This window comes from Streptomyces sp. NBC_00433, assembly GCA_036015235.1.
In the GTDB taxonomy this organism is placed as follows: Bacteria; Actinomycetota; Actinomycetes; order Streptomycetales; family Streptomycetaceae; genus Actinacidiphila.
In genome coordinates this window covers 2134448-2154273 of the sequence record CP107926.1, presented here as the reverse complement: position 1 = coordinate 2154273, position 19826 = coordinate 2134448, and the positions used below count along the sequence as shown (strand labels likewise).

Sequence of the window (19826 nt, the reverse complement as noted above, 5' to 3'; positions counted from 1 at the left end):
GCAGAAACGACGCAAGTTGCCTCCAGCGGTCGGCCATTCGCACTTTGGGGGAACACCGCGCCGTTCCGGCCGCCGCGCGGTCCTGCGGCACCGGTTGTCGGCAATCCACCGTCCACTCCCCGAGCGGCCGGAACCGATCGACGAAGGGCAGCCCGCATGACCGTACGCAACGTTGTGGCAGCCGCGCACGAGTCCGCGTCCGATGCCGATGTGGCCGCTGCCCCGGTGCCGTTGTGGGAGCCGGCCGAGCTCGCGCTCGCCGACTCGGAACTGGCCGACGGCCTGATGCGGGGCAACGAGGACTGCGTCGCCGCCGCCTATCGCCGCTGGGGCGGACTGATCCATGCGCTCGCCTGGCGGTCGCTCGGGGACGCCCGGGAGGCCGAGGACGTCACCCAGCAGGTCTTCCTTGCCGCATGGCGCGGCCGGCGCGGATACCGGCCGGACAGGGGCTCACTGGCCGGATGGCTCGTCGGCATAGCGCACCGGAAGATCGCCGACGCGCTCACCGCCCGTACCCGGCGGACTGTCCTGGTGGCCAACGCGGGCTCGGCGTTGTCTCCCGCGCCGGACGCCCGTGCCCAGCCCGATGCCACGCTCGAACGGGTCTTCGTGGCCCGCGAGCTGGCCCGCCTCCCCGCCGCCCAGCAGCAGGTGCTGAGCCTGGCCTTCTACGCGGATCTCACCCAGGCGGAGATTTCCGCCTACACCGGACTGCCCCTGGGCACCGTCAAGAGCCACTCGCGCCGCGGGCTGCGCAGGCTGCGGCTACTGATCCAGGGGGAGGTGGCGACTGGCTGAGTCCGGGCTCCTCCGCAATTCGCTGCAGTAACGCTGCAAGCCGCGCGCTGCTCGCGGTAGGCGCGGGCAGGCGCGGCGGAACCCCTGATCCTGGATGTCCGCCGAGGCGGATCGGGCGAACGCCCGACCGTCATCGGTCCCGGGGACGAGCGCGGCGGGCCGGTCGAAGGATCGCACCGTGGACGCCGGACAGCCGGGTGCTGAGACCGCTGTCGGCCTCCGCACCCGGCTGTGTGCACCGGTCACATGCCCCGGCACGCCGTGTGTGTCTCTCGGCGGATCAACTGCACGCGGTGCCGTTGAGGGTGAACGCGGTGGGCACGGCATCGCTCGAAGCGAAGGTGCCCTGGAACCCGAAGGAGGTACTGCCGCCGGGAGCGATGGTGCTGTTGTAGCTCAGGTTGGCGGCGGTGACGTTCCGGCCGGACTGGGTCACGGTGGCGTTCCACCCGTTGGTGACCGTCTGGTCGCCCGGCATCGAGAACCCGACGGACCATCCGTTGACCGCGCTGGTGCTGGTGTTGCCGACGGTGACGTCGGCCGTGAAGCCACCCGGCCATTCACTGGTCTTGGTGTAGGCGATGTGGCAGGTGCCGCCGGTGCTACCGCCCGTGGTGCCGCCGGTGGTGCCGCCGGTGGTGACGGTCCAGGTGAAGGACGCGCTGCCGGCCGCTCCCGTGGAGTCGGTGGCGGTCACCGTCACGGTGTAGGTCCCCGCGGTGGTCGGGGTTCCGGTGATCTGGCCGGAGGAGCTGATGGAAAGCCCCGAGGGCAGGCCACTGGCCGAGTAGGTCAGCGTCTGGCCACTGGCCGAGTCGGTGGCCTGGATCTGGAGACCGGCGACCGCGGTGCCCACGGTGGCGCTCTGCGCCCCGGGGTTGGTCACCCTGATCGTGTTGGGGCCGGTCGTCGATCCGTAGCCGGCGGTGGTGATCGCGGCTTGGACGGCGTTCTCGGTGGCGTCGGTGGGGAAGCCGGCGGTGATGGCGCCCTCGAAGAACTCGCCCTGTCCGGTCGGGCTGTTGTCGCCGCCGGTGCCCAGGAGGATCGAGCTGTCGGTCTTCATGGGGGAGTAGCCCTTGGGCAGCCCGCCGGAATAGGTGGTGGTCAGTCCCCCTGAGGCGGCGTTGCCGTATTTGAGGGTGAAGTTGCTGGTGCCGTTGTTCTTCTCCCAGGCGCTGACGAACGGGTAGTGGACGCCCTGGTTGTTCGCGTCGTGGTTGGATCCGGTCCCGGTGTGGAACATGCCGTTCTCCAGGTCGGCCTCGACCCAGGGGCCGGTGCCGGTGCAGCCGCCGAACCAGCAGGCGTTGCCCCAGTAGATGGAGTTCATGGTGGCGTTGCCGGTGTCGGTGTGGGTGTTCTCACCGCTGCCGTAGTCGAAGCAGCACCACTGGTTGGTGTAGTTCGACGAGGTCACCATGTAGATGCCCTCGGGCTGGGCGCCGGTGGGGGCGCCGTTGGCGTGGTCGATCCGGTAGCCGGTGCCGGGTGTGACCTTGACGCCGAAGACCTGGTGGCCCGCCGCGGTGATGGGCAGGGCCGCAGCGTTGGCACCGATGTCGGCGCCGTTGGCGCCGGGTCCCTTCCAGTAGCCGCCCCAGGAGATGGGCATGTCGTTGTGCTTGCTGCTCTGGTCGTAGATCTTGGTGATCGTGCACGACGTGCCGGAGCAGAACGAGACCTGGGACGCCCCGTCGGCGTAACCGCCCGCGGCCAGCAGCCCGATGTCGCGGTAGCTGTGATCCGACGCGCGCTGGATCTGGTACAGCGGGCCGTTGTAGGCCGCGAACAGGGCACGGGTCGTGGAGTGCGCCGCGATGCACGGCGTCCCGCCGGTGGCATAGAGGTCACAGGGAAGCGACGAGGCCGCCGCGGCGGCCGGACGGGTTGCCGCCTGCGCGGTAGGACCGCTTGCGGCGGCCTGGCCGCCGAACACGGCCGCCGCGATCGCCAGGATCAGGAGGATCGCGGCGAGCGGTGTGACGCGGCGTAAACCGGCGGGCGGGATGGACGTGCGGTCATGCATGGTGATCTCTCTCCTTCGGATGCGGGGTTGTGGTGCTCACGCTGTGGCGCCCTGCGGGCCGGGCCGCTCACCGGGCGTCGATCTGAGTACGCGCCGGGCCGTGCCGCCGCGTCGGGAACCGGTGCGCACCCCGGCGTCGTACCCGCGTCGTGCCCGAAGCGGGCCATGCGGGACGAGAGGTACGGCGCCGCTGCCGCGGGGCTCGTCGAACCGGCACCGGGCGGAGGTGGTGGTGATGGGCACCGGCCCGGTCGGCGTAGGCCTGCGCTGTCAGGTGACGCACACTCCGGGTTCGCGGACATGGGCGGCGGAAGGGCGACGCGCTGCTGTGATCATGAGGAGACTCCTGCAAGAGGGCGGCGTTGTGAGCGCTAACAACCCTCGGTGGGGGGATTTGCATGGAGATGAGTGACACACATGCCCCCTGTGCACCCAGGCGGCCGCTGGCATGAGACTGACACATGCGCACAGCCCATCTCAAGGGTCCTGCACGGTTCCGGGGGCCCGCGCGACGCTGCCCGATCCCGGAAGCTACCGGGTCGGGGCCCCCGTCTGCCGCGCCCATGCCCCTGATGCCGCAGGTCGCAGGGAGGCGGCACTGTTTCCACCGTGCCCGTCGAACCCCTCCCTGAGCCATCGCGGCACGAGCTTGCATCGACTACGTGGGAACCCGACCAGCGGACCCTCGTGCGAGGGGCTGCCTCAACGACCCCGGCGGCACCGGCCGTGCGGCGTTCTCCACCGACGGCGGGGCGGCCTGGTTGCACAGGGGGTCGAGCCCGGCGCAGTGACCTCCGGCGGCACCATCGCCGCAGCGGCCGACGGCAGCCGCTTCGGGTGGGCGGCCCGCGGCCGCCACTGAAGCCAGGCCGGCAGCCTGGCCGCCCACGATCCGTGGCACCGACCCGGCGCGCCTCCGGCCGGCGCCGCGACACGTTGTCGCGGCGCCGGCCGGAGGCATGCGGTGTACAGGTGATCAGCGTTGCAGGGTGAGGAGCCCCGGACGCCAGGGCAGTTGGTCGTAGGGTCCGTTCGCGCTGGGGGACTTGCCCTGGTAGAGGAACTGGAGGTTGCAGGGGTCGACGGTCATGGTCTGGTCGGGGTTGTTGCGGACCAGGTCGCCGTGGCTGATGTCGTTGGTCCAGGTGGCGCCGCTGTTGGCCTTGCCGGCGAAGGGGTTGCTCTCGCTGGCGGCCTGCGGGGTCCACGAGCCGCTGAGGCTGGAGGCGGTGAAGGAGCGGAAGTAGCGTCCGTTGGCGCCCATGGCCTCGACGATCATGAGGTACTGGTTCTGGTTCTGCACCTTGTAGACCTGCACGGCCTCGAAGAGGTTGGCCTGGGAATCGCTCATGACCGTGGTGTACGACGAGCCGAAGCTGGACGGGAAGTTCCCGATGGGCATGCTGGCGCGGTAGATCTTGCCGTTGTCGCCGGCGAAGAACAGATACATGTTCTGGCTGTCCGCGATCAGGGTCTGGTCGATCGGGGCGGACGGGGAGATGCTGCCGGTGAACAGCGGCTGTGACGAGGACCAGCCGTTGGGGTTGGTCGGGTCGGTCGACGTCTTGTAGAAGAAGGGCCACGCGCCCCACTGGGACGCCAGGACCCAGATGTTCTTCGGCGCGAAGTAGAACAGGGTGGGTGCCACGGTGCCCTGGCTCATCCCGGTCTGGCCGGCCGATGCCATGTCGGACCAGTTGGTGAAGGGCTTGAATGCCATCGAGCCGTACCCTGACCCCGACACGTTCGACGCGTAGACCAGGTGCTTGCCGTTGTAGACGACGTTGGAGAAGTCCTTCAGCGAGACCCACCCGTTCGCCGGCTGCGCCAGCGCACCCGTCGAGCTCCACCGGTACGTCGAGGGAAGGGAGCACGTCCCACCCGACGTCGGCGGGGTCGATGTCGGCGGCGTCGTCCCGGACAGGCCGGTCCACTGCTGGTTGGTGCGGCCGTTGCAGGTCCAGATCTCCACCGCCGTGCCGTTGGCCGTACCGCCGCCCGTGACGTCAAGGCACAGCCCGGACTCGGTGCTGACCACCGTGCCGTCGGAGTTCACCTGCCATTGCTGGTTGGTGCCGCCGTTGCAGGTCCAGATCTCCACCCGGGTGCCGGCCGCTGTGGCGTGGCCCGGAACGTCCAGGCACTTGCCGCCGTACACGGTCAGCTGGTTGCCGGACGTCAGCGTCCACTGCTGGTTCGTCCCGCCCGAGCAGTCGTAGATCTGCAGATACGTGCCGTCGGTCTGGCCGGCGTTCGGCACGTCCAGGCACCGGCCGGAACCAGTACCCCGCAGGGCGCCGGTGGTGGCCGCCTGAGCTGTGGCGGCGACGAGCATCGCCGCCAGCGCGACCAGCACCGCAGCCACTGCGGTGAGCGCCGCGGACAGATGCCGGCGGCTCAAACTTCCTCTTCGCATGGGTATCTCCTGATGTGCGGTCAGTAGTCTCGAACGGTGGAGGATTTCGGCGGTGGGCACTGGCCGGCCGGCACGTCGAAGTGGGCCCCGGCCCGCGGGGGCCCACTTCGGCCGTGGGTCAGTTCAGGCTCCACCGCTGGTTGGTGCCGCCGTTGCAGGTCCAGAGGTCGAGCTTGAGCCGTTGGCGGTTCCGGCGCCGTAGGCGTCGAGGCGCAGGCCGGACCGGGCATCGGTGATGGTGCCGTTCCCTCGTGACCGGCCCAGGTGACCGGGATCCGGACGCTGTGGAAGCCCTGCGCCCTGACGCCGGGCTGTCGCCACACCCAGGCCGCCCCTGAGACGCGAAGACAGCGCTGACCGGCGTGCTGGTCGAGCGGGTATCCAAGGCGTCGCCTCCCGTGGGTGGGGAGGGGCACTCCCACGGCAGAGGGGTGCCCTGCGAGCCTTCCGTACTGTTAGCGCTCACTTCTGCTGCCGTGACTCCCGGTCTGTGACGGGAGATGCACACGGGGTACCGGATACACAACGTGCCCCAGCCTCCACATCGTGTCAAGGCTTTCCACCCGAATCGATTCGTCTCCCCTTTCTGCGAAGGTGGAAGCCATAGATCAGGTCCTTTGTGAGAACCGTTTCGCATCAGGCGGCATCTGGACACCGACCTGGGGGTCCCGGCTCCGGGGGTTCCGCCCGGGACGGTCGCTGGTGGGACGTGTCCGGGAAATACGCGGCAAGAGAACGGGAAGGCCGGCACACCGGTGCGGGCGCCATCGTCGACCGTTGCTTTACCGAACCGTCGTGAGGCGGAGGCCCGTCGCTGAGAGGCATCGCCCCGCGGAGTTGCTCGGGCCTCCGCTCGTGGTGCGCTTCGGCTGGTTCGCCCCCCATGGGCGAACCAGCCGGCCTCGGTCAGTCGCGTGTGCTCCACTGCTGGTTGGACTGGCCGTTGCAGGACCAGAGGATGATCTTCGTGCCGTTGGCGGTACCGGCACTGTTGGCGTCGAGGCACAGCCCGGACTGCACACCTGTGACGGTGCCGTTGGCGTTGACGTTCCACTGCTGGTTGGCCCCGCCGTTGCAGTCCCAGATGATCACTTGGGTGCCGTTGGCGGTGCCCTGCCCGGAAGCGTCCAGGCACTTGTTGCCGTACACCTGCAGCTGCTTGCCCGAGGTGTAGGTGAACCGCTGGTTGGTGCCGCTTCCGCAGTCCCAGATCTGCACCTGCGTGCCGTTGGCGGTGCTGGAGTTCGGCACGTCGAGGCACCGGCCGGACTGGCCGCCCACGACCTGGACGCCCTGCTGCGGGGTGCCGCCGCCGGCCGGTGCGTAGCCGGCGGCGGTGATGTTGGCCTGTACGGCCGCCTCGGTGGCCTCCGACGGGTAGCCGGAGGTCATGACGCCTTCGAAGAAGGTGCCCTGGCCGGAGGTGCTGTTGTCGCCTCCGGTGCCGAGCACGATGGCGCCCTCCTTCTTCATCGGGTTGTAGCCGCTGGGGCGCTTCCCGTCGAAGTAGGTGGTCAGGCCGCCGGACTGCGCGTCGCCGCCCCGGATCGCCCAGTGGTTCGGCTCGCCCTTGACGATGGCCGTGTCGAAGCGGTGGTTGATCGGCGCGAGGTTGTTGTAGCCGGCGTTGACCCCGGAGAAGAGACCCCATTCCAGGTCGCCCATGATCCAGGGGCCGGCCCCGGCGCCGTAGCCCCACTGCTTGTCGGCGCCGAAGTAGACCGTCTCCATGATGGCGGGGGAGTCGGCCTGGCCGTCGGTCTGGGCGTTGCCGTAGTCGAAGCAGCACCACTGGTTGTAGTGGGTGCCGTCGACGACGGCGTAGATGCCCTCGGGCTGGTCGCCGGTGGCGATGCCGTTGGTGTGGTTGTTGCGGTAGCCGGTGCCGGGGGCGATGTAGACGCCGTACGCCTTCTGGCCGCCGACGGTGATCGGGGCCGCCTTCGCGTCGGCGAAGTTGTCGTACCCGCCTGCGGCAGGACCGGGCCAGTACCCGGTTGCCTGCCCGAGGTGGTTTTTGCGGCCGGACTGGTCGTAGATGATCGTGATGACGCAGGACGTGCTGGCGCAGAACGAGTCCTGGGTGGCGGCGTTGACGACTCCGCCCGCGCTCTGGACGCCGATGTCGCGGGTGGTGCTGTCCGAGGCTCGTCTGACCTGGTAGAGGGGGCCGTTGTAGGAGGCGTACAGCGCCCGGGTGGTGCTGTGCGCCGCCACGCACGGCGTCCCGCCCGTGGCGTAGATATCACAAGGCTGTGATGCCGCGGCCTGGGCTGTTGTGCCGCCGCCGACCAGGCAGGCGGCGGCGACCAACGCGCTCGCCCCGGCTGCGAGCGCCCTTCTCAGGGTCCCGAAAAGCATCGTTCCCTCTTCTCTTGGTGTGGGGGAGGTCGTGATCGGACGATGACGACGCGGAAGACGTGGTCAGGCAACTGTTAGCGCTAACATCACTGTCGAATCGGTTCGTCACCGTTCCAGCGAGGGAGTCAATTCATTGGTGGTTCCGGTGTCAAGAGCGTGGACCGAATCCCTCGGAGATCCCGGTGCCGCCGGCGACCAGGCCGGTGCACATGCGGGCGGCGGTCGCGCGGCCGACGACACGCCGTGAGGCGATGTCGATGACGGTGGCGAGGTGGAGCCGGCCTTCACCGGTCGCGATGTGGGCGATGTCGCCGCACCGGTGCGCGGTCGGCCCGGTGGGGTCGGGCTGGAGGTCCCGGGCACCCGCGATCCTGTACGTCGACCGATGTAGCGCTCTGGGTGATCCGGTGCCTCCGGCCTCCTGGTCGCGAGCCGGAGGCGGTGTCCCACATCTGTCTTCGGGAACGTGGCGTAGTTCGAGCAGTCGCCGTCGGGCGCAGGGCCACCGCGTGTCGGCCGGCTCGCCGGCGTTCGCGCCGTAGAGGTCGCTGAGGAGGACCCGGCTCTCGAAGCCGGGCCCGTGGTCCTTCTGTGGCCGCCTCGCCTGGTCGATGATCGACGCGACGCGGGCGACCTCTTTCCGATGACCCGCCACGTCGAGTGCGTGGCGGTGCGCGTGCCGACGTCGAAGGGCGCCTGACCTGCGGGTTTGCCGATGTGCGTGATGTGCGCTGTGTGCCCGGTCGGGCGCGCGCTGTGGCGCCCAGCCGGACTCACCAGGCGCTGGCGCCGCCGTCGACGGCGTAGTTGGCACCGGTGATGTAGGTCGCGCGGTCGGAGGCGAGGAAGGCGGCCAGTTCGACGATTTCCTCGGGCCGGCCGAAACGCTTCAGGAGGGTCTTCGCCGTGACCGCCTCCCGCAGAGCCTGATTGTCACCGAGGTCACGGTCACTGGCCGGGGTCAGTACGGGGCCGGGGCTGATCGCCACCGCGCGGATTCCGTGGGGTGCGCCCTCCAGTGCGAGCTGCCGCGTCATGGCGATGACGCCGGCGTTCGCGGCGCTGTGCGCGATCATCGGGGGGACTTCGCCGGCGATCATACCGGCCACGGATGCGACGTTGATGATCACGCCGCCACCGCGCCTGACCAGGTGGGGCCACGCGAACTTGGACACGAAGAAGGGGATGTCGAGTTCACCGGCGATGGTGCCGCGCCAGGCTTCGACCGAGAAGTTCGGCATCGGCCCGAAGTACTGCATGGCCGCGTTGTTGTAGATGACATCGAGACCGCCGTAAGCGACCGCCGCGTCATCGACGAATCGCTCCACCCGCGCCGGATCGGTGAGGTCGACCGGCGCGATCCCCGTCATCTCACCGCCCGCCTGGCGTACGAGCTCGACCGTCTCGTCGTTGCCATCGGTCTTGATGTCGGATCCGATGACCTTTGCGCCCTCCCTCGCGAAGGCCAGGGCTGCGACACGCCCCTGACCTCCTCCGGTGCCAGTGATGAGCGCCACCTTGCCGTCCAGTGTCGACATGAATCCTCCTGAATTCGTCGCCTGGGGAATTGTCCGTGTCGGATGAAGCTGTTCAGCGCCTTCCGGCTCGTTGAACCCCCATGTACTTGACGCGTCAAGCATTACTCCACGCTTGACATTCGTCAAGCACGCTCGACGGTGCAGGGCGCCCACCCCCTCGGGGCCCGGCCGGCGTGACAGACTGGGCTGCCCGCCAAGCCTCGCGACCTGCGACGTTCGCCGGCCGGCGGACACGGCAGACGACCGAGCGCAGGTCGACACCCGTACCGAACGGAGCGATGCCGCAGTGGCCGAACCCGCACCAGCGGAAGAGACGACGTCGGCGACACGCGGGAAGTACGCGCCTGTGCGCATGGACCAGAGCGAGATCCTTCGGCGGGGTCTGGATACGTTCGCGGAGCTCGGCTACGCCGCGACCACCGTGAGGGAACTGGCCAGGCGGCTCGGCGTCAGCCACAACTTCATCAACGAGCGCTACGGATCGAAGTGGGACTACTGGCGCGCGGTGGTGGACTTCGCGCTGGGAGAGGCCCGGCCGGTACTCGACCGGATACCGGCGGAGTGCCAGAACGACGACGATCGCCTGCGAAGCGTCATAGTCGAGCTCTACCGGCTGGCCGCGAACGCCTCAGGCGTGAACCGGTTGCTCAGTGACGAGTCGACGCGTGACTCCGCTCGCCTGGATTACCTCCATGAGCGGTTCATCCAACCGTTCTGGGACAGGATCGAGCCGGTCGTCGACCGCCTCATGGCAGCCGGCCGCATTCCGCGTGTCCCGTCGCACATCATGTACTTCGCCGTCACCGGCCCCGCGCTCGCGCTGGCGCAGGACCCGGTCGCCGACCGGTTGAACCCCTCAGCCTCCCCGGTGGCCGAGCAGGATCGGAACAAAATGGCCGACGAGCTCTCAAGCCTCGTCCTTCAGGGCCTGCTTCCGCTCCGCACAGCATGATCCCGAAGCCGAACTGCCGAACACCGGCAGGTACTTGCACTACCTTTGGCCGGATGCAGTCACAGCAGCCCCCTGCCGCCGCGGGCCCGACAGCCACTCCGACAGCGCCCCCGCCGGCTCGCAACCGTACGGCAACCGTGGTTGTCCCGCTGATCGTCGGACTTGTGCTCGGCGCCGGCGGGGTCGGAGTCGGCTGGGCACTCAGCGGCGGCGGCGGCGCCCCCGCTGCCGGGTCCAACCCTGCGGGCGACGCCCGCGCCGCGTGCCGGGCGCTCGACGGTTTCGACGAATCGAAGTTCACGGCGAAGGGGCCGGAGGGTGACATCGCCCTCAACCGCTACGCGGCAGCGGGAGCACTCTCCACGTCGGCGGCTGCGGGGAACCCGGAGTACAAGCCGCTCGCGCAGGCCATCCGCCGCTCCCAGGACCGCCACGCGCAAGTCTTCGACTTCGACGCGCAGGTGAAGCAGGACCTTGCAGAGGCCCGCCGGATCTGCGGCACTCTCTAGCCGGCGGCCTCCGCCCCGCCTGCGGATGACCGGTGACCGGCCGCGCCCGTGGTGACGCGGAGCGGCTGACATACGAATCGCCGGTGTGGTCCCACGGCGTCATGACCTGGCGGCCTGCTCCTCGTCCCCCGGCGGGTCCGCCCGTGCGGACACCACGGGAGGCAGCGCCCCCACCGTCACCGTCCGCATCCCCGGCGGTGTCCGGTGGCGGCTCACTGCGGTGGCGCGCGGGGCCGCGTCGCAAAGCGCGGCGCGGACCGCCGCAACCGGGCCGGCCACGGCGGGCGGCGCCGACCGCGCGGGGCAGCAGATGATCAGCGGCCGGAGACGGCGGCAGAACTCCGGAGACGCGGCGTCAGCGCCCGGCGGGAACGCGCCCATCGGCGGATGATGGGGCAATGCTCGTACGAATCGAGGGGTCGGGTCTGCCCGGCCGGGACTGCGGGCCGTCGGCGGATGTGCCGTCGGGTCATCGCAACGTCCATGTCGGTGTGCAGCGGCGGGGACGGCCCGACGAACTGCTCGGACTGAGTCCGGGCGACGCGTCCTCGGCGGTGTGGGAGGTGGAGGTCACGGCCACCCCTGTCGAGGGGGGTTGGGATCTGCGCGGCCCGTATGTGCAGGGCCGGCCCGGCGGCCGGTTCCTGTACCTGTCGTGGGGGACCGTCGACGCGGAGGGCCGGTTCACGATGTTCCGGCGGGCGAAGCTGCTCTTCAGCGCCATCGATGCCGAGGTGCTGGCGGCCGCCGTGTCCGGCGGGGTGCTCGTCGGGAGGCTGGGGCTGACGGGCCCGCGGGGCGATCCGTTGTGCGCCGCCGTACAGCCGCCCGTGATCGAGTGGTCGGAGTCCCGGCCGGGTGGTATCGGAGGGTCTGCCGGCCATCCCCGGCATGGCCGTTCCGCCGGCACGTGAACCCGGCCACCGCGACGACCGCTGCGGGCGGCGTCGTCGCGGCCGGCGATGCGGGGCAGCCCGCGGCGCGGCGCCCCTGCCCCCGTTCGAGGGTTCGGCGGCCATCTCCGCCGCCCTCGCCGGATCCACCCCTAGGCTTGCCCGATGGCACGATACTTCGACGTACATCCCGAAAATCCCCAACCGCGCGTCATCAGCGCGGTGGCCGACAGCCTCCGGTCCGGCGCGCTCGCCGCGTACCCGACGGACTCCTGCTACGCGCTCGGCTGCCGGATGGGCAACCGCGACGGCATCGACCGCATCCGGTCGATCCGGAACCTCGACGACCGGCACCACTTCACCCTGGTCTGCCAGAACTTCGCCCAGCTGGGGCAGTTCGTGCAGGTCGACAACGCCGTCTTCCGGACCGTCAAGGCGTCGACACCCGGAAGCTACACGTTCATCCTGCCGGCGACGAAGGAAGTGCCGCGCCAGTTGCAGCACCCCAAGAAGAAGACCGTGGGCGTACGCATCCCCGACCACGTCGTCACGCAGGCGCTGCTCGCCGAACTCGGCGAACCCCTGGTCTCCAGCACCCTGCTGCTCCCGGGCGAAGCCGAGCCGATGACGCAGGGCTGGGAGATCAAGGAGCAGCTCGACCACGTGGTGGACGTGGTGGTCGACTCCGGCGACTGCGGCACCGAGCCCACCACGGTGATCGACTTCTCCACGGGCGAGACACAGATCCTCCGCCGCGGGGCCGGCGACCTGGCCCGCTTCGAATAGCGGCGGCCGCCCGCCCGCGCCTGCCGTGCAGGGTTCCCGGGCTCTCCGCCCGTGGGGATCCCCATCGGTGACAATGGGCAATGCCCGCGCGCCGGCGGGCGGTTCTGAGGGGGAAGCATGGCCGAGGAAGTCGTGGCGAACGCGGCGGAGGGCGAACAGCGGGCACGGGCGCGGCACTTGCCGGAGCCCCTCGTCAAGGAGATGGACCGGGAGATGCGGCGGTGGCGTACCGCCACCTTCAACTACGGCGTCACCTACTACCTCGGCCGTATCCTCCTCATCGTCGCCAGTGCCGTCGTGGCCGCCGACCAGAACCTGGGCGAGGGCCACGGGAGCTGGCTCGTCACCTGGGTTCCGGCCCTGGCACTGGTCGTCGCGGTGATGACCGCGGTGGACACCTGGCTGAAGCCCCAGCAGAAGTGGCGCGGCTTCATGGAGTCCCGCGACGCGCTGGCCGACCTGCGCATCCAGGCCGACGGCGGCATGCCGGCCGACCAGGTGCGCGCGGCATTCCTCGAACTGCGCCGCCAGCACCGGGAGCGGAACATCTTCTGACCCCCGCCCCAGGGCCCTAGCCGCGGTCGGCGGCCGCGGCGAGGCGCTCCACCGCCCGGCGCTCCGCGGCCTCGACGTCCAGCCGCCCCGACCGGTTGCCGCCACGGGCGGCGACGGCCGCGCGGACCAGGGCCAGATAGAAGAGAGCAGGACCGCAGGGGGTCCACTCCTGCGGGTCCTTCCGCAGGATGAAGTCCAGGACGCTGTCGGGATCGGCCGGTATGAAGTCGAACCGGTCGTGCTCCCACTTGTCCTCGATGCCGCGGCTCCTACGGGCGATCAGGTGGTCGGCCGTCAGGTCGGTGAGCACGGCCCGGTAGAAGGCCGCCCACTGGTGGTTGCGCAGGTCGAGCGCGAAGGCGAGTAGTTCGACCTCGACCTCGTCCTCGTCCTGGACGGCGAGTTCCTCCCGCAGCGCGCGGCGGGCCACGGAGTGCAGACTGATGGGGGAGCCGTCCGCGGGGACGTCGTGGATGGCGGCGAGCCCCTCGTTGACCGAGGAATTCCACCGCACCTTGTTGTGGCCCTCGACGCTGACGCTGCGCCGGGCGAAGACCATCTTCCGGTCGGGTCCCGTCTCGACCGCCACATTGACGCCGAAGCTGCACGACAGGAAGGCCGGCGCTGCCACCGGGTCGGTGTTCTCCAGGTATTGCGAGCGCAGGGTCGCGGACTCCCCTTCGCGCAGCGGCTCGTCGAGATTGACGGACGTCGCGAGGAAGTCGTAATAGTCCGCGTCGCACAGGCTCATCCGTACCAGGGGCGCCTCGGTCTCGTCGCTCCGCGAGACGATGACGCTCTCGACGGCGAATCGCGGATTGTTCCAGGCGTACTTCTCACCCGCCGCCTGCCGGCGCTGCATCTCCGCCTCGATGTCCTCACGCCACAGCTGGACCTCGGCGGGGAGATCCACCCGGCGGAGCCCCGGCTCGTAGATGATCTGCACGTTCTCCTGCTGGATCGGGAGAGTGCCGTCTCCCTCGAAGATGTGGCAGTCCGTCACCAGATTCCCGATGACCATGCGGTCGCGCGGCTCCACGAGTTCTCCCAACCCCCATGCCGAGTAGCGTAAGCGGCACACCGGGTGCGGTGTGAGACGTCAGGTTTCCACATACCGTCCTGCGGCGCGGTACGGATGCCTGGCGGAACTCTTTGGAGGGGGAGTTCGGTTGGGCCGGGGCCAGAAGCGTGACGGCGTGGTCGCCACCGTGGTCGTCGACAGATACCGGGGTGACGCACGGCGGGTCAGGGACCGCGCCCAACTGCGCCGGACCGCCTTCCGTTTCGTGGAGCAGGCCGCCCGGCTGGGCTTCGGCGCCCCCTCGCTGGGTGTCAGCAGTGCCGCGGGGGGCGCGCTGTCCGCTGGGCGCGAGCAGATCCGCGACCTGGTGCTGCGGCTCGGGCAGCAGGAGGCGGACCGGAAGATCCTCTACTGGACCGGGCACGGCGAAGTGGTGTCGGGCGCCTTCTACCTGGCCTGCGAGGACAGCTACCTGGACGGGGAGTTCGATGCCGGCCGGGCGGTCTCGGCCGAGGAGCTGGTCTCCTGGCTCGCCGAGGACCCCGCGGACACGCTGCTCGTCCTGGACGCCTGCTTCTCCGGCGAGGCGGTGCGGGAGGTCAGCCACCACGTCAAGGACGCGCGGCTGCGGGCCGGCGTCGACGACGTCGAGGTGGGCTTCGCCGTCGTCGCGACCGCCGGATCAGGGCAGGAGGCGCTGGAAGGGCACTGGGTCGACTGCCTGGAGCAGGTCCTGTCGGCTCCCGGCGAGATCGTCGACGGCAGTGCGCGGATCTTCCAGCGGGAGAACGACGTCGTCCCCTTCCAGCAGCTGATGAGCGCGGTCAGGAACCGGGCCGGGGACCAGGTCCCCTTCTGGCAGGAGCCGCAGACGCTGCACGCCTGGTTCCTGCCCAACCCGTACTGGTCACCGCGGGCGCGCGCCGCGCTGCGCCCGCAGGACGACCGGTCGTGGATCGGCACGGAACTCGCAGCCGAGGACCTGCCGGTCTTCTCCGGCTCCGGCCAGAGCTGGCACCTGCGGGACTTCGCCTCCCGGCACGGGGTGCTCGGCGACCTGGTCAACTGGATGCGCACCCAGGAGACCGGGATGTTCCTGGTGACGGGGGCGTCCGGCGCGGGCAAGTCGACGCTGCTCGCGTACACCGCGCACCTGACCGTCGAGCACTTCGTGGCCTCCCTGCCCGAGGACCGCCGCCCCCGGCTGCTGCCCCCGCTCCGCTCCGTCAACGCCGCGCTGCACTGCCGCGGCAGGACACTGTCGGCGCTCTGCGAGGACCTGGCGCGCAGCCTGGCGCCGCTCGGCCTGCGCACACCGGGGACCACCCGGGGATCCCCGCACAGCCTGGTGCGGCAGGTCGAGGCACTGACGGAGGCCAAGGGCAGCCTCACCCTGATGTTCGACGGGCTGGACGAGGCCGCCGCGGGACACTCCTTCGACATCGCCCGCGGACTGCTCAACCCGCTGGCGGCCCTGCCAGGGGTGAGGGTGGTGGTCGCCACCCGGCCGAACGCCCGCCGCGCCCTGCCGGGCGAACCGCGTACGGAGACGCTGCTCGACGTGCTGCACTGCACTGCCATGATGGAGCTGGACCGCAGGGACGAGACCGAGCGGGACATCGCCCGGCACGTCGAACGGCTGCTCGCCGAGGAGAAGTCCCCCTACCGGCAGCCGCAGGCCGCACGCCGACGCGGCGCCGTCGCCCGGGAGATCGCGGCCGGCAGCAACGGCATCTTCCTCGTCGCCACCCTGTGGGCACGCCAGGTGGCCGGCCGCCCGGAGCCGGTCGACGCGACCCGGCTGCGCGGGGAGTTACGGCGGGGGACGTCCGTCCTGGACTCCCTGCTGGCCGAGGAGCTGCTGCGGCTCGACCCGCGGTACACCTCCCGTATCCGCGACTTCATGACCGCTCTGGCGCTGGCACAGGGCGTCGGACTGCCCCAGCCCCGGGTGTGGCTGGCCGTGACCAACGCGGTCCGCGCCCCGGGCAGCAGGGCGTACGGAGAGGACGACCTGCGGGACGTGATCCGCAGGGCCACCGGCGTGACGATCGCGAAGGACGCCGAGTCCGGCGAGGAGGTCTACCGCCTCCACCACCCCAGCTTCGGCGCCCACCTGCTCGGCGGCGACCTGCGGCTGCGGGAGCGGCACCGCGCCGTCCACCGGGCGCTGACGCCGGACAGGAGCGAGGACTGGCGGACCGCGGAACACTACGTGAAGCACCACCTCACCGCGCACGCCGCTCTGGGCGGCGACGACCTCCTCGAAGAACTGGTGGGCGACAGCCACTTCCTGGTCGCCGCCGCGCCCGACGTCCTCGAACCCCTGGTCTCCGCCCGGCTCGCGACGACCCCGCGCAGCGCGCTCTACCTCGGCGTCGCCGACCACTTCCGCAGGCACGAGGCGCAGGACGCGAGGTGGGCGATGCTGCGCGCCACCGCGTTGGCCATGTTCTCGAAGGACTTCCTCGCCGCGGTGCCGAAGCCTTCGTCGGTCTTCTGGGACGACGTGTGGAGCAGCGCCGTCCGGCTCCCGCTGCACCGCAGCTGGCCCGCCCCGCCGGGCGGGGCGCTCGCCGTGCACTGGGAGGCCCACGGCGACGGACTCATCCACGCGTCGGGCGCCGGCGAGGTCACGTCGTGGACCGCGGAGGGACACGAGGTCCCGGGACGGCAGACCGGACCGGACACCTGGGCCGCCCCGCCGCTGCAGCGGGGAGTGACGGCGTCCGGCCGGGGCGACAGCAGGGTGGTCGCCACGCACGACGGCCTGTGCGTGCGGATGTGGCACGGCAACGGCAGATACCCGGTGGAGGAGCTGTACTGGGGCGGTAGGCCCGGCGCCGTCGACTCGGTGCGCTGGGGCAGGGAGGTGCTCCTCGCCACCGTCGACGGCGACCGCCTGTGGCTGTGGCGCTGGGACACCACCACGGCGTATTCCAGGGCGGACCTGCGCACGCACACCGTCGGTGTGCCGGTCCGCTGCGTGTGCCTGCTGACCGTGGGAGAGAGGGCCGTCGCGGTCACCGGGGGCCCTGGAGGGGTCAGGGTGTGGGAGGTGCCCGGCCGGAAGGCGATGAAGGAGCCGCTGCGCCGTGTCCGGTCGCTGGGCGACGGCATCGAGCAGGTCGTCGCCGTGTCGGCGCTGGCCCTGCCGGACCGCAACGGGCCCGGCGCGGTGATCGCGGCGCTGGACGGCCACACGCTGCACGCCTGGCGGACGGACGACCTCTTCCGAGGAGCGGCGAGCCCCCTCTTCAGCCCCGCCCCCGCGAGCGCCGGGCGGGCGGTGACCCTCGGACGGGGCCCGCGAGGACTGCTCACGGCCGTCGGGGAGGACGCCGCGGTCCGCGTCTGGGACGACAAGGGCGCGGAACTCGTACCGCTGCCGTGCGATCACCACCACCAGTCCCTGGCCTTCGACCCCGCGGAGACCGGGCGCCTCGCGGTGGCCGACGAGACGCGGATCCGCGTGTGGGAGCCGCACGACCCGCCGGGGAGGGGCGAGGTGGCGGGCGTCCGCCACGTCGTCGGGAGGGCGGCCGGCAGGACACGGCTGAAGGTGACGGGCGGAGCACCCGACGGCACGCTGCTGCTGAGCCGCTCGCAGGGCGCCGACGTGCTGGTGAGCCCGCACGCCCAGGACGGGCAGGCCGGCGAAGCGCTCCGGCTCGTCCACCCCGCGCAGGTGGAGGCGCTCACCGCCGCCCGGGTCGGGGACTGCTGGCTGGCCGCGGCCGTCGGCCGCAGGCGCGTCGTGCTCTGGACGCTCGGGCCGGGCCTGGAGGTGCTGGAGACCGAGAGCTTCGCGCTGCCCGGCCCGGCCGACCGCCCGGTGCTTTCGCTGGCCTTCCACGCCGACGGGACCGACCGGCTGCGGCTGCTGTGGCCGTCAGGGCAGAGCGTGGTCGCCTGGGAGCGCGAGACGCGGGGGCGCGGTGCCTGGCGCGAAGGGCGGACCTTCTGGATGGGGGCCGCCGGCGCCGTGCAGCGGCTGGAAGCGGTGGGCCCGCCCTCGGGTCCGTCCTGGCTGTCGGTGTGGGGCGGCAACGCGGTCCGGGTGTGGGACCTGGCCCGGTCCGACACGAAGCCGCAGGCGGTCAGCGCCGTCAGGGCGAAGGCGGTGGCCACGGGCCTGCTCATGCGCGGGAGGACACCGTTTCCGCTGATCGCCTTCACCACCGGCGAGACGGTGAAGTTCGCCGAGTGCGACGGGGGTTACGCCGTACCGACCGTCCTGCCGCGACGGTCCGGCGGACCGGTCGACGGCCTCGCCCTCGCCGGTCCCGCGCAACGCCCGCTGCTTGTCGGCTGGAACCGGAAATCCGGCCGCCTCCTGCTGTGGGACGTCAGACGGGGGGAGGAGCTGGACCCGGTGGAATCCCGCGGATACGACGTGACCGGCGTGGACACCGCCTTCGACAGCCGCGGCATCACCCTCATGGTCCAGGGCGTCGCGCAGCACAACCTGCGGTGCGACCAGATATTCGTGCCCTGGCGGGTCGACGGGCCCGTGCCCGGTCCGGGCGTCGGCGGCCGACGGGCGGGGGGATCCGCCCGAGATGACATGAGGAGCGTTCTTTGAGGCACGACCTGGTGGTTCTCGTCCCCGGCGTCATGGGCACCGCCCTGACCCGCGACGGTGCCGACCTGTGGGACCTGACGCCAGAGGCGATGCGCGGGCTGCTCCGGCCCGGGAGGACCCGGGAGGCGCTCAAACTGCCCGAGCACATCGGCGACGAGGACCCGGAGCCGCCGCACGCCCTGGAGCTGGGCGGCGTCATCCACGGGGCGCGGCTCCTTCCCGGGCTGGTCTCGACCATGGAATACCCGGACCTCCGCGAGCAACTCGGGATCGAGCCGGAGAGATTCGCGGAATTCCGCTACGACTGGCGCCTGAGCAACCGCAATTCGGCCAGGAAGCTGGCGGACTTCGTCGAGAGGCGGCTGACCCGGTGGCGGGAGACGGCCGACCGGCAGCGCTTCCCGCGCGCCGCCGAGGCCAAGGTGGTCTTCCTGTGCCGCTCCATGGGCGGCCTGGTCGTCCGCTACTACACCGAGGTCCTCGGCGGGTGGGAGCAGACCAGGTCGGTCGCCACGCTGGGCACACCCTTCTCGGGCAGCGTCAAGGCGCTGCGCTTCCTGACCGGCCAGGTGAAGTGGGTGCCGAGCCCCTTCCGCGACGGGATCCGCGAGGTGTGCTCGACCTATCCGTCGCTCGGCCAACTCCTGCCCACCTACCGGGTGGTGGTCGACCGCCAGGAGGGCAGGTCCCACCTGAAGGGCCAGTCGGTGGAGGGGGTGGGCACCCGCACGGTCGACGACTCCTTCGCCTTCTTCCGCGAAGTGCAGGACGCCATCGCGGAGAACGACGCCGTCCACGGCAGGCGGCGCGGCACGCTCATCGCACTCGGGGGCGACAAGCACCTGACGGACCAGGCGCTCTCCTTCGCCGCCGGCGGACGGCCGGTGTTCCACCAGGACTTCGCGGAATCCGGCGACCCGGAAGACCGCGCCCTGCCGCTCTTCGGCGACGGCACGGTGGCGCACATCGCGCAGACCCCGCCCGAGTGGCCCGACACCGGCCGGACCGTGTGGCTCGACACCAGGCACGCGGACCTCATCAACTCCGGCCATGCGCTGAAGCAGTTGAGGCGCATCTGCGACGGCCTCGAACCGGCCGGGGTGCTGAGCGTCGGGGAGCCGGTCGGCGTCGAATTCCCCGACTTCGCTCGGGCCGGCGAGCCTTTCGAGGTGTGGGCGACGAACGCCGACCCCGCGCTCAGGCTGAGAGTCCGCCGCCTCGGCGAGGACGGTACGCCCGTGGCGGACGAGGCGATGCGGCCGTGCGTCGGCGGCGGCTTCCGCGCCGAACTGCGCGCCGAGCCGGGGCGGTGGGCCCTGGAGGTCTATGCGACGGCTCGCCGGTATTCGTGCCGGGACGTGCTGCTCGTCGTGTGAGGCG

At 71.0% G+C, this 19826-nt stretch carries 13 protein-coding genes and 1 pseudogene; 8 read left to right on the top strand and 6 right to left on the bottom strand.

What is annotated here, in order from left to right:
• Nucleotides 1-285 precede the first annotated feature (285 nt).
• Complete coding sequence (locus OG900_08765) at nucleotides 286-801, top strand: sigma-70 family RNA polymerase sigma factor (protein WUH95680.1); 516 nt, start codon at nucleotides 286-288, stop codon at nucleotides 799-801.
• Between the two features lie 280 nt (nucleotides 802-1081).
• On the opposite strand, the gene OG900_08760 is transcribed toward OG900_08765, so the two are convergent.
• The 5 genes and pseudogenes from OG900_08760 to OG900_08740 form a co-directional block, all read right to left on the bottom strand.
• A complete protein-coding gene (locus tag OG900_08760; GenBank protein ID WUH90186.1) occupies nucleotides 1082-2830 on the bottom strand; it encodes a cellulose binding domain-containing protein in 1749 nt (582 codons plus the stop codon).
• A 976-nt stretch (nucleotides 2831-3806) separates the two neighbouring features.
• Nucleotides 3807-5246 carry a non-reducing end alpha-L-arabinofuranosidase family hydrolase gene (locus OG900_08755; protein WUH90185.1) on the bottom strand — a complete coding sequence of 480 codons (1440 nt, stop codon included), beginning with the start codon at nucleotides 5244-5246 and terminating at the stop codon, nucleotides 3807-3809.
• 906 nt (nucleotides 5247-6152) lie between these two features.
• A complete protein-coding gene (locus OG900_08750; protein WUH90184.1) occupies nucleotides 6153-7607 on the bottom strand; it encodes an RICIN domain-containing protein in 1455 nt (484 codons plus the stop codon).
• A 193-nt stretch (nucleotides 7608-7800) separates the two neighbouring features.
• Nucleotides 7801-7923, bottom strand: a pseudogene (locus OG900_08745) (IS3 family transposase).
• Nucleotides 7924-8380: 457 nt separating this feature from the next.
• Nucleotides 8381-9145, bottom strand: coding sequence for an SDR family oxidoreductase (locus tag OG900_08740; protein WUH90183.1), 765 nt, complete (start codon nucleotides 9143-9145; stop codon nucleotides 8381-8383).
• A 286-nt stretch (nucleotides 9146-9431) separates the two neighbouring features.
• On the opposite strand from OG900_08740, the gene OG900_08735 reads away from it, so the two are divergent.
• From OG900_08735 to OG900_08715, 5 genes are all read left to right on the top strand, one after another.
• The gene (locus tag OG900_08735) at nucleotides 9432-10097 is read left to right on the top strand and encodes a TetR/AcrR family transcriptional regulator (GenBank protein ID WUH90182.1); all 666 of its coding nucleotides are present in this window, start codon (nucleotides 9432-9434) and stop codon (nucleotides 10095-10097) included.
• A gap of 53 nt (nucleotides 10098-10150) precedes the next feature.
• Nucleotides 10151-10606, top strand: coding sequence for a hypothetical protein (locus OG900_08730; GenBank protein ID WUH90181.1), 456 nt, complete (start codon nucleotides 10151-10153; stop codon nucleotides 10604-10606).
• A 398-nt stretch (nucleotides 10607-11004) separates the two neighbouring features.
• A complete protein-coding gene (locus OG900_08725) occupies nucleotides 11005-11520 on the top strand; it encodes a DUF5990 family protein (GenBank protein ID WUH90180.1) in 516 nt (171 codons plus the stop codon).
• Nucleotides 11521-11664: 144 nt separating this feature from the next.
• Nucleotides 11665-12285 (top strand): L-threonylcarbamoyladenylate synthase, encoded by a 621-nt coding sequence (locus tag OG900_08720; protein WUH90179.1) that lies wholly within the window; start codon nucleotides 11665-11667, stop codon nucleotides 12283-12285.
• A 117-nt stretch (nucleotides 12286-12402) separates the two neighbouring features.
• Nucleotides 12403-12840 carry a DUF4231 domain-containing protein gene (locus OG900_08715; GenBank protein WUH90178.1) on the top strand — a complete coding sequence of 146 codons (438 nt, stop codon included), beginning with the start codon at nucleotides 12403-12405 and terminating at the stop codon, nucleotides 12838-12840.
• Between the two features lie 16 nt (nucleotides 12841-12856).
• Here the strand turns inward: OG900_08715 and OG900_08710 are convergent, their stop codons facing one another.
• Nucleotides 12857-13879, bottom strand: a complete 1023-nt coding sequence (locus OG900_08710; protein WUH90177.1) for a translation initiation factor 2 — start codon at nucleotides 13877-13879, stop codon at nucleotides 12857-12859.
• A 157-nt stretch (nucleotides 13880-14036) separates the two neighbouring features.
• Between OG900_08710 and OG900_08705 the strand changes: the two genes are divergently transcribed.
• Nucleotides 14037-18446: a hypothetical protein gene (locus OG900_08705; GenBank protein ID WUH90176.1), complete on the top strand. Its 4410-nt coding sequence runs from the start codon at nucleotides 14037-14039 to the stop codon at nucleotides 18444-18446.
• A complete protein-coding gene (locus tag OG900_08700; GenBank protein ID WUH90175.1) occupies nucleotides 18443-19822 on the top strand; it encodes a hypothetical protein in 1380 nt (459 codons plus the stop codon). Before OG900_08705 ends, OG900_08700 begins: the two co-directional genes overlap by 4 nt.
• Nucleotides 19823-19826: the final 4 nt, after the last annotated feature.

Excerpts from the sequence above, each read along its gene's own strand:
- OG900_08765 (WUH95680.1), top strand. The coding sequence starts at position 286 with ATGCGGGGCAACGAGGACTGCGTCGCCGCCGCCTATCGCCGCTGGGGC.
- OG900_08760 (WUH90186.1), bottom strand. The coding sequence starts at position 2,830 with ATGCATGACCGCACGTCCATCCCGCCCGCCGGTTTACGCCGCGTCACA.
- OG900_08755 (WUH90185.1), bottom strand. The coding sequence starts at position 5,246 with ATGCGAAGAGGAAGTTTGAGCCGCCGGCATCTGTCCGCGGCGCTCACC.
- OG900_08750 (WUH90184.1), bottom strand. The coding sequence starts at position 7,607 with ATGCTTTTCGGGACCCTGAGAAGGGCGCTCGCAGCCGGGGCGAGCGCG.
- OG900_08740 (WUH90183.1), bottom strand. The coding sequence starts at position 9,145 with ATGTCGACACTGGACGGCAAGGTGGCGCTCATCACTGGCACCGGAGGA.
- OG900_08730 (WUH90181.1), top strand. The coding sequence starts at position 10,151 with ATGCAGTCACAGCAGCCCCCTGCCGCCGCGGGCCCGACAGCCACTCCG.
- OG900_08725 (WUH90180.1), top strand. The coding sequence starts at position 11,005 with ATGCTCGTACGAATCGAGGGGTCGGGTCTGCCCGGCCGGGACTGCGGG.
- OG900_08720 (WUH90179.1), top strand. The coding sequence starts at position 11,665 with ATGGCACGATACTTCGACGTACATCCCGAAAATCCCCAACCGCGCGTC.
- OG900_08715 (WUH90178.1), top strand. The coding sequence starts at position 12,403 with ATGGCCGAGGAAGTCGTGGCGAACGCGGCGGAGGGCGAACAGCGGGCA.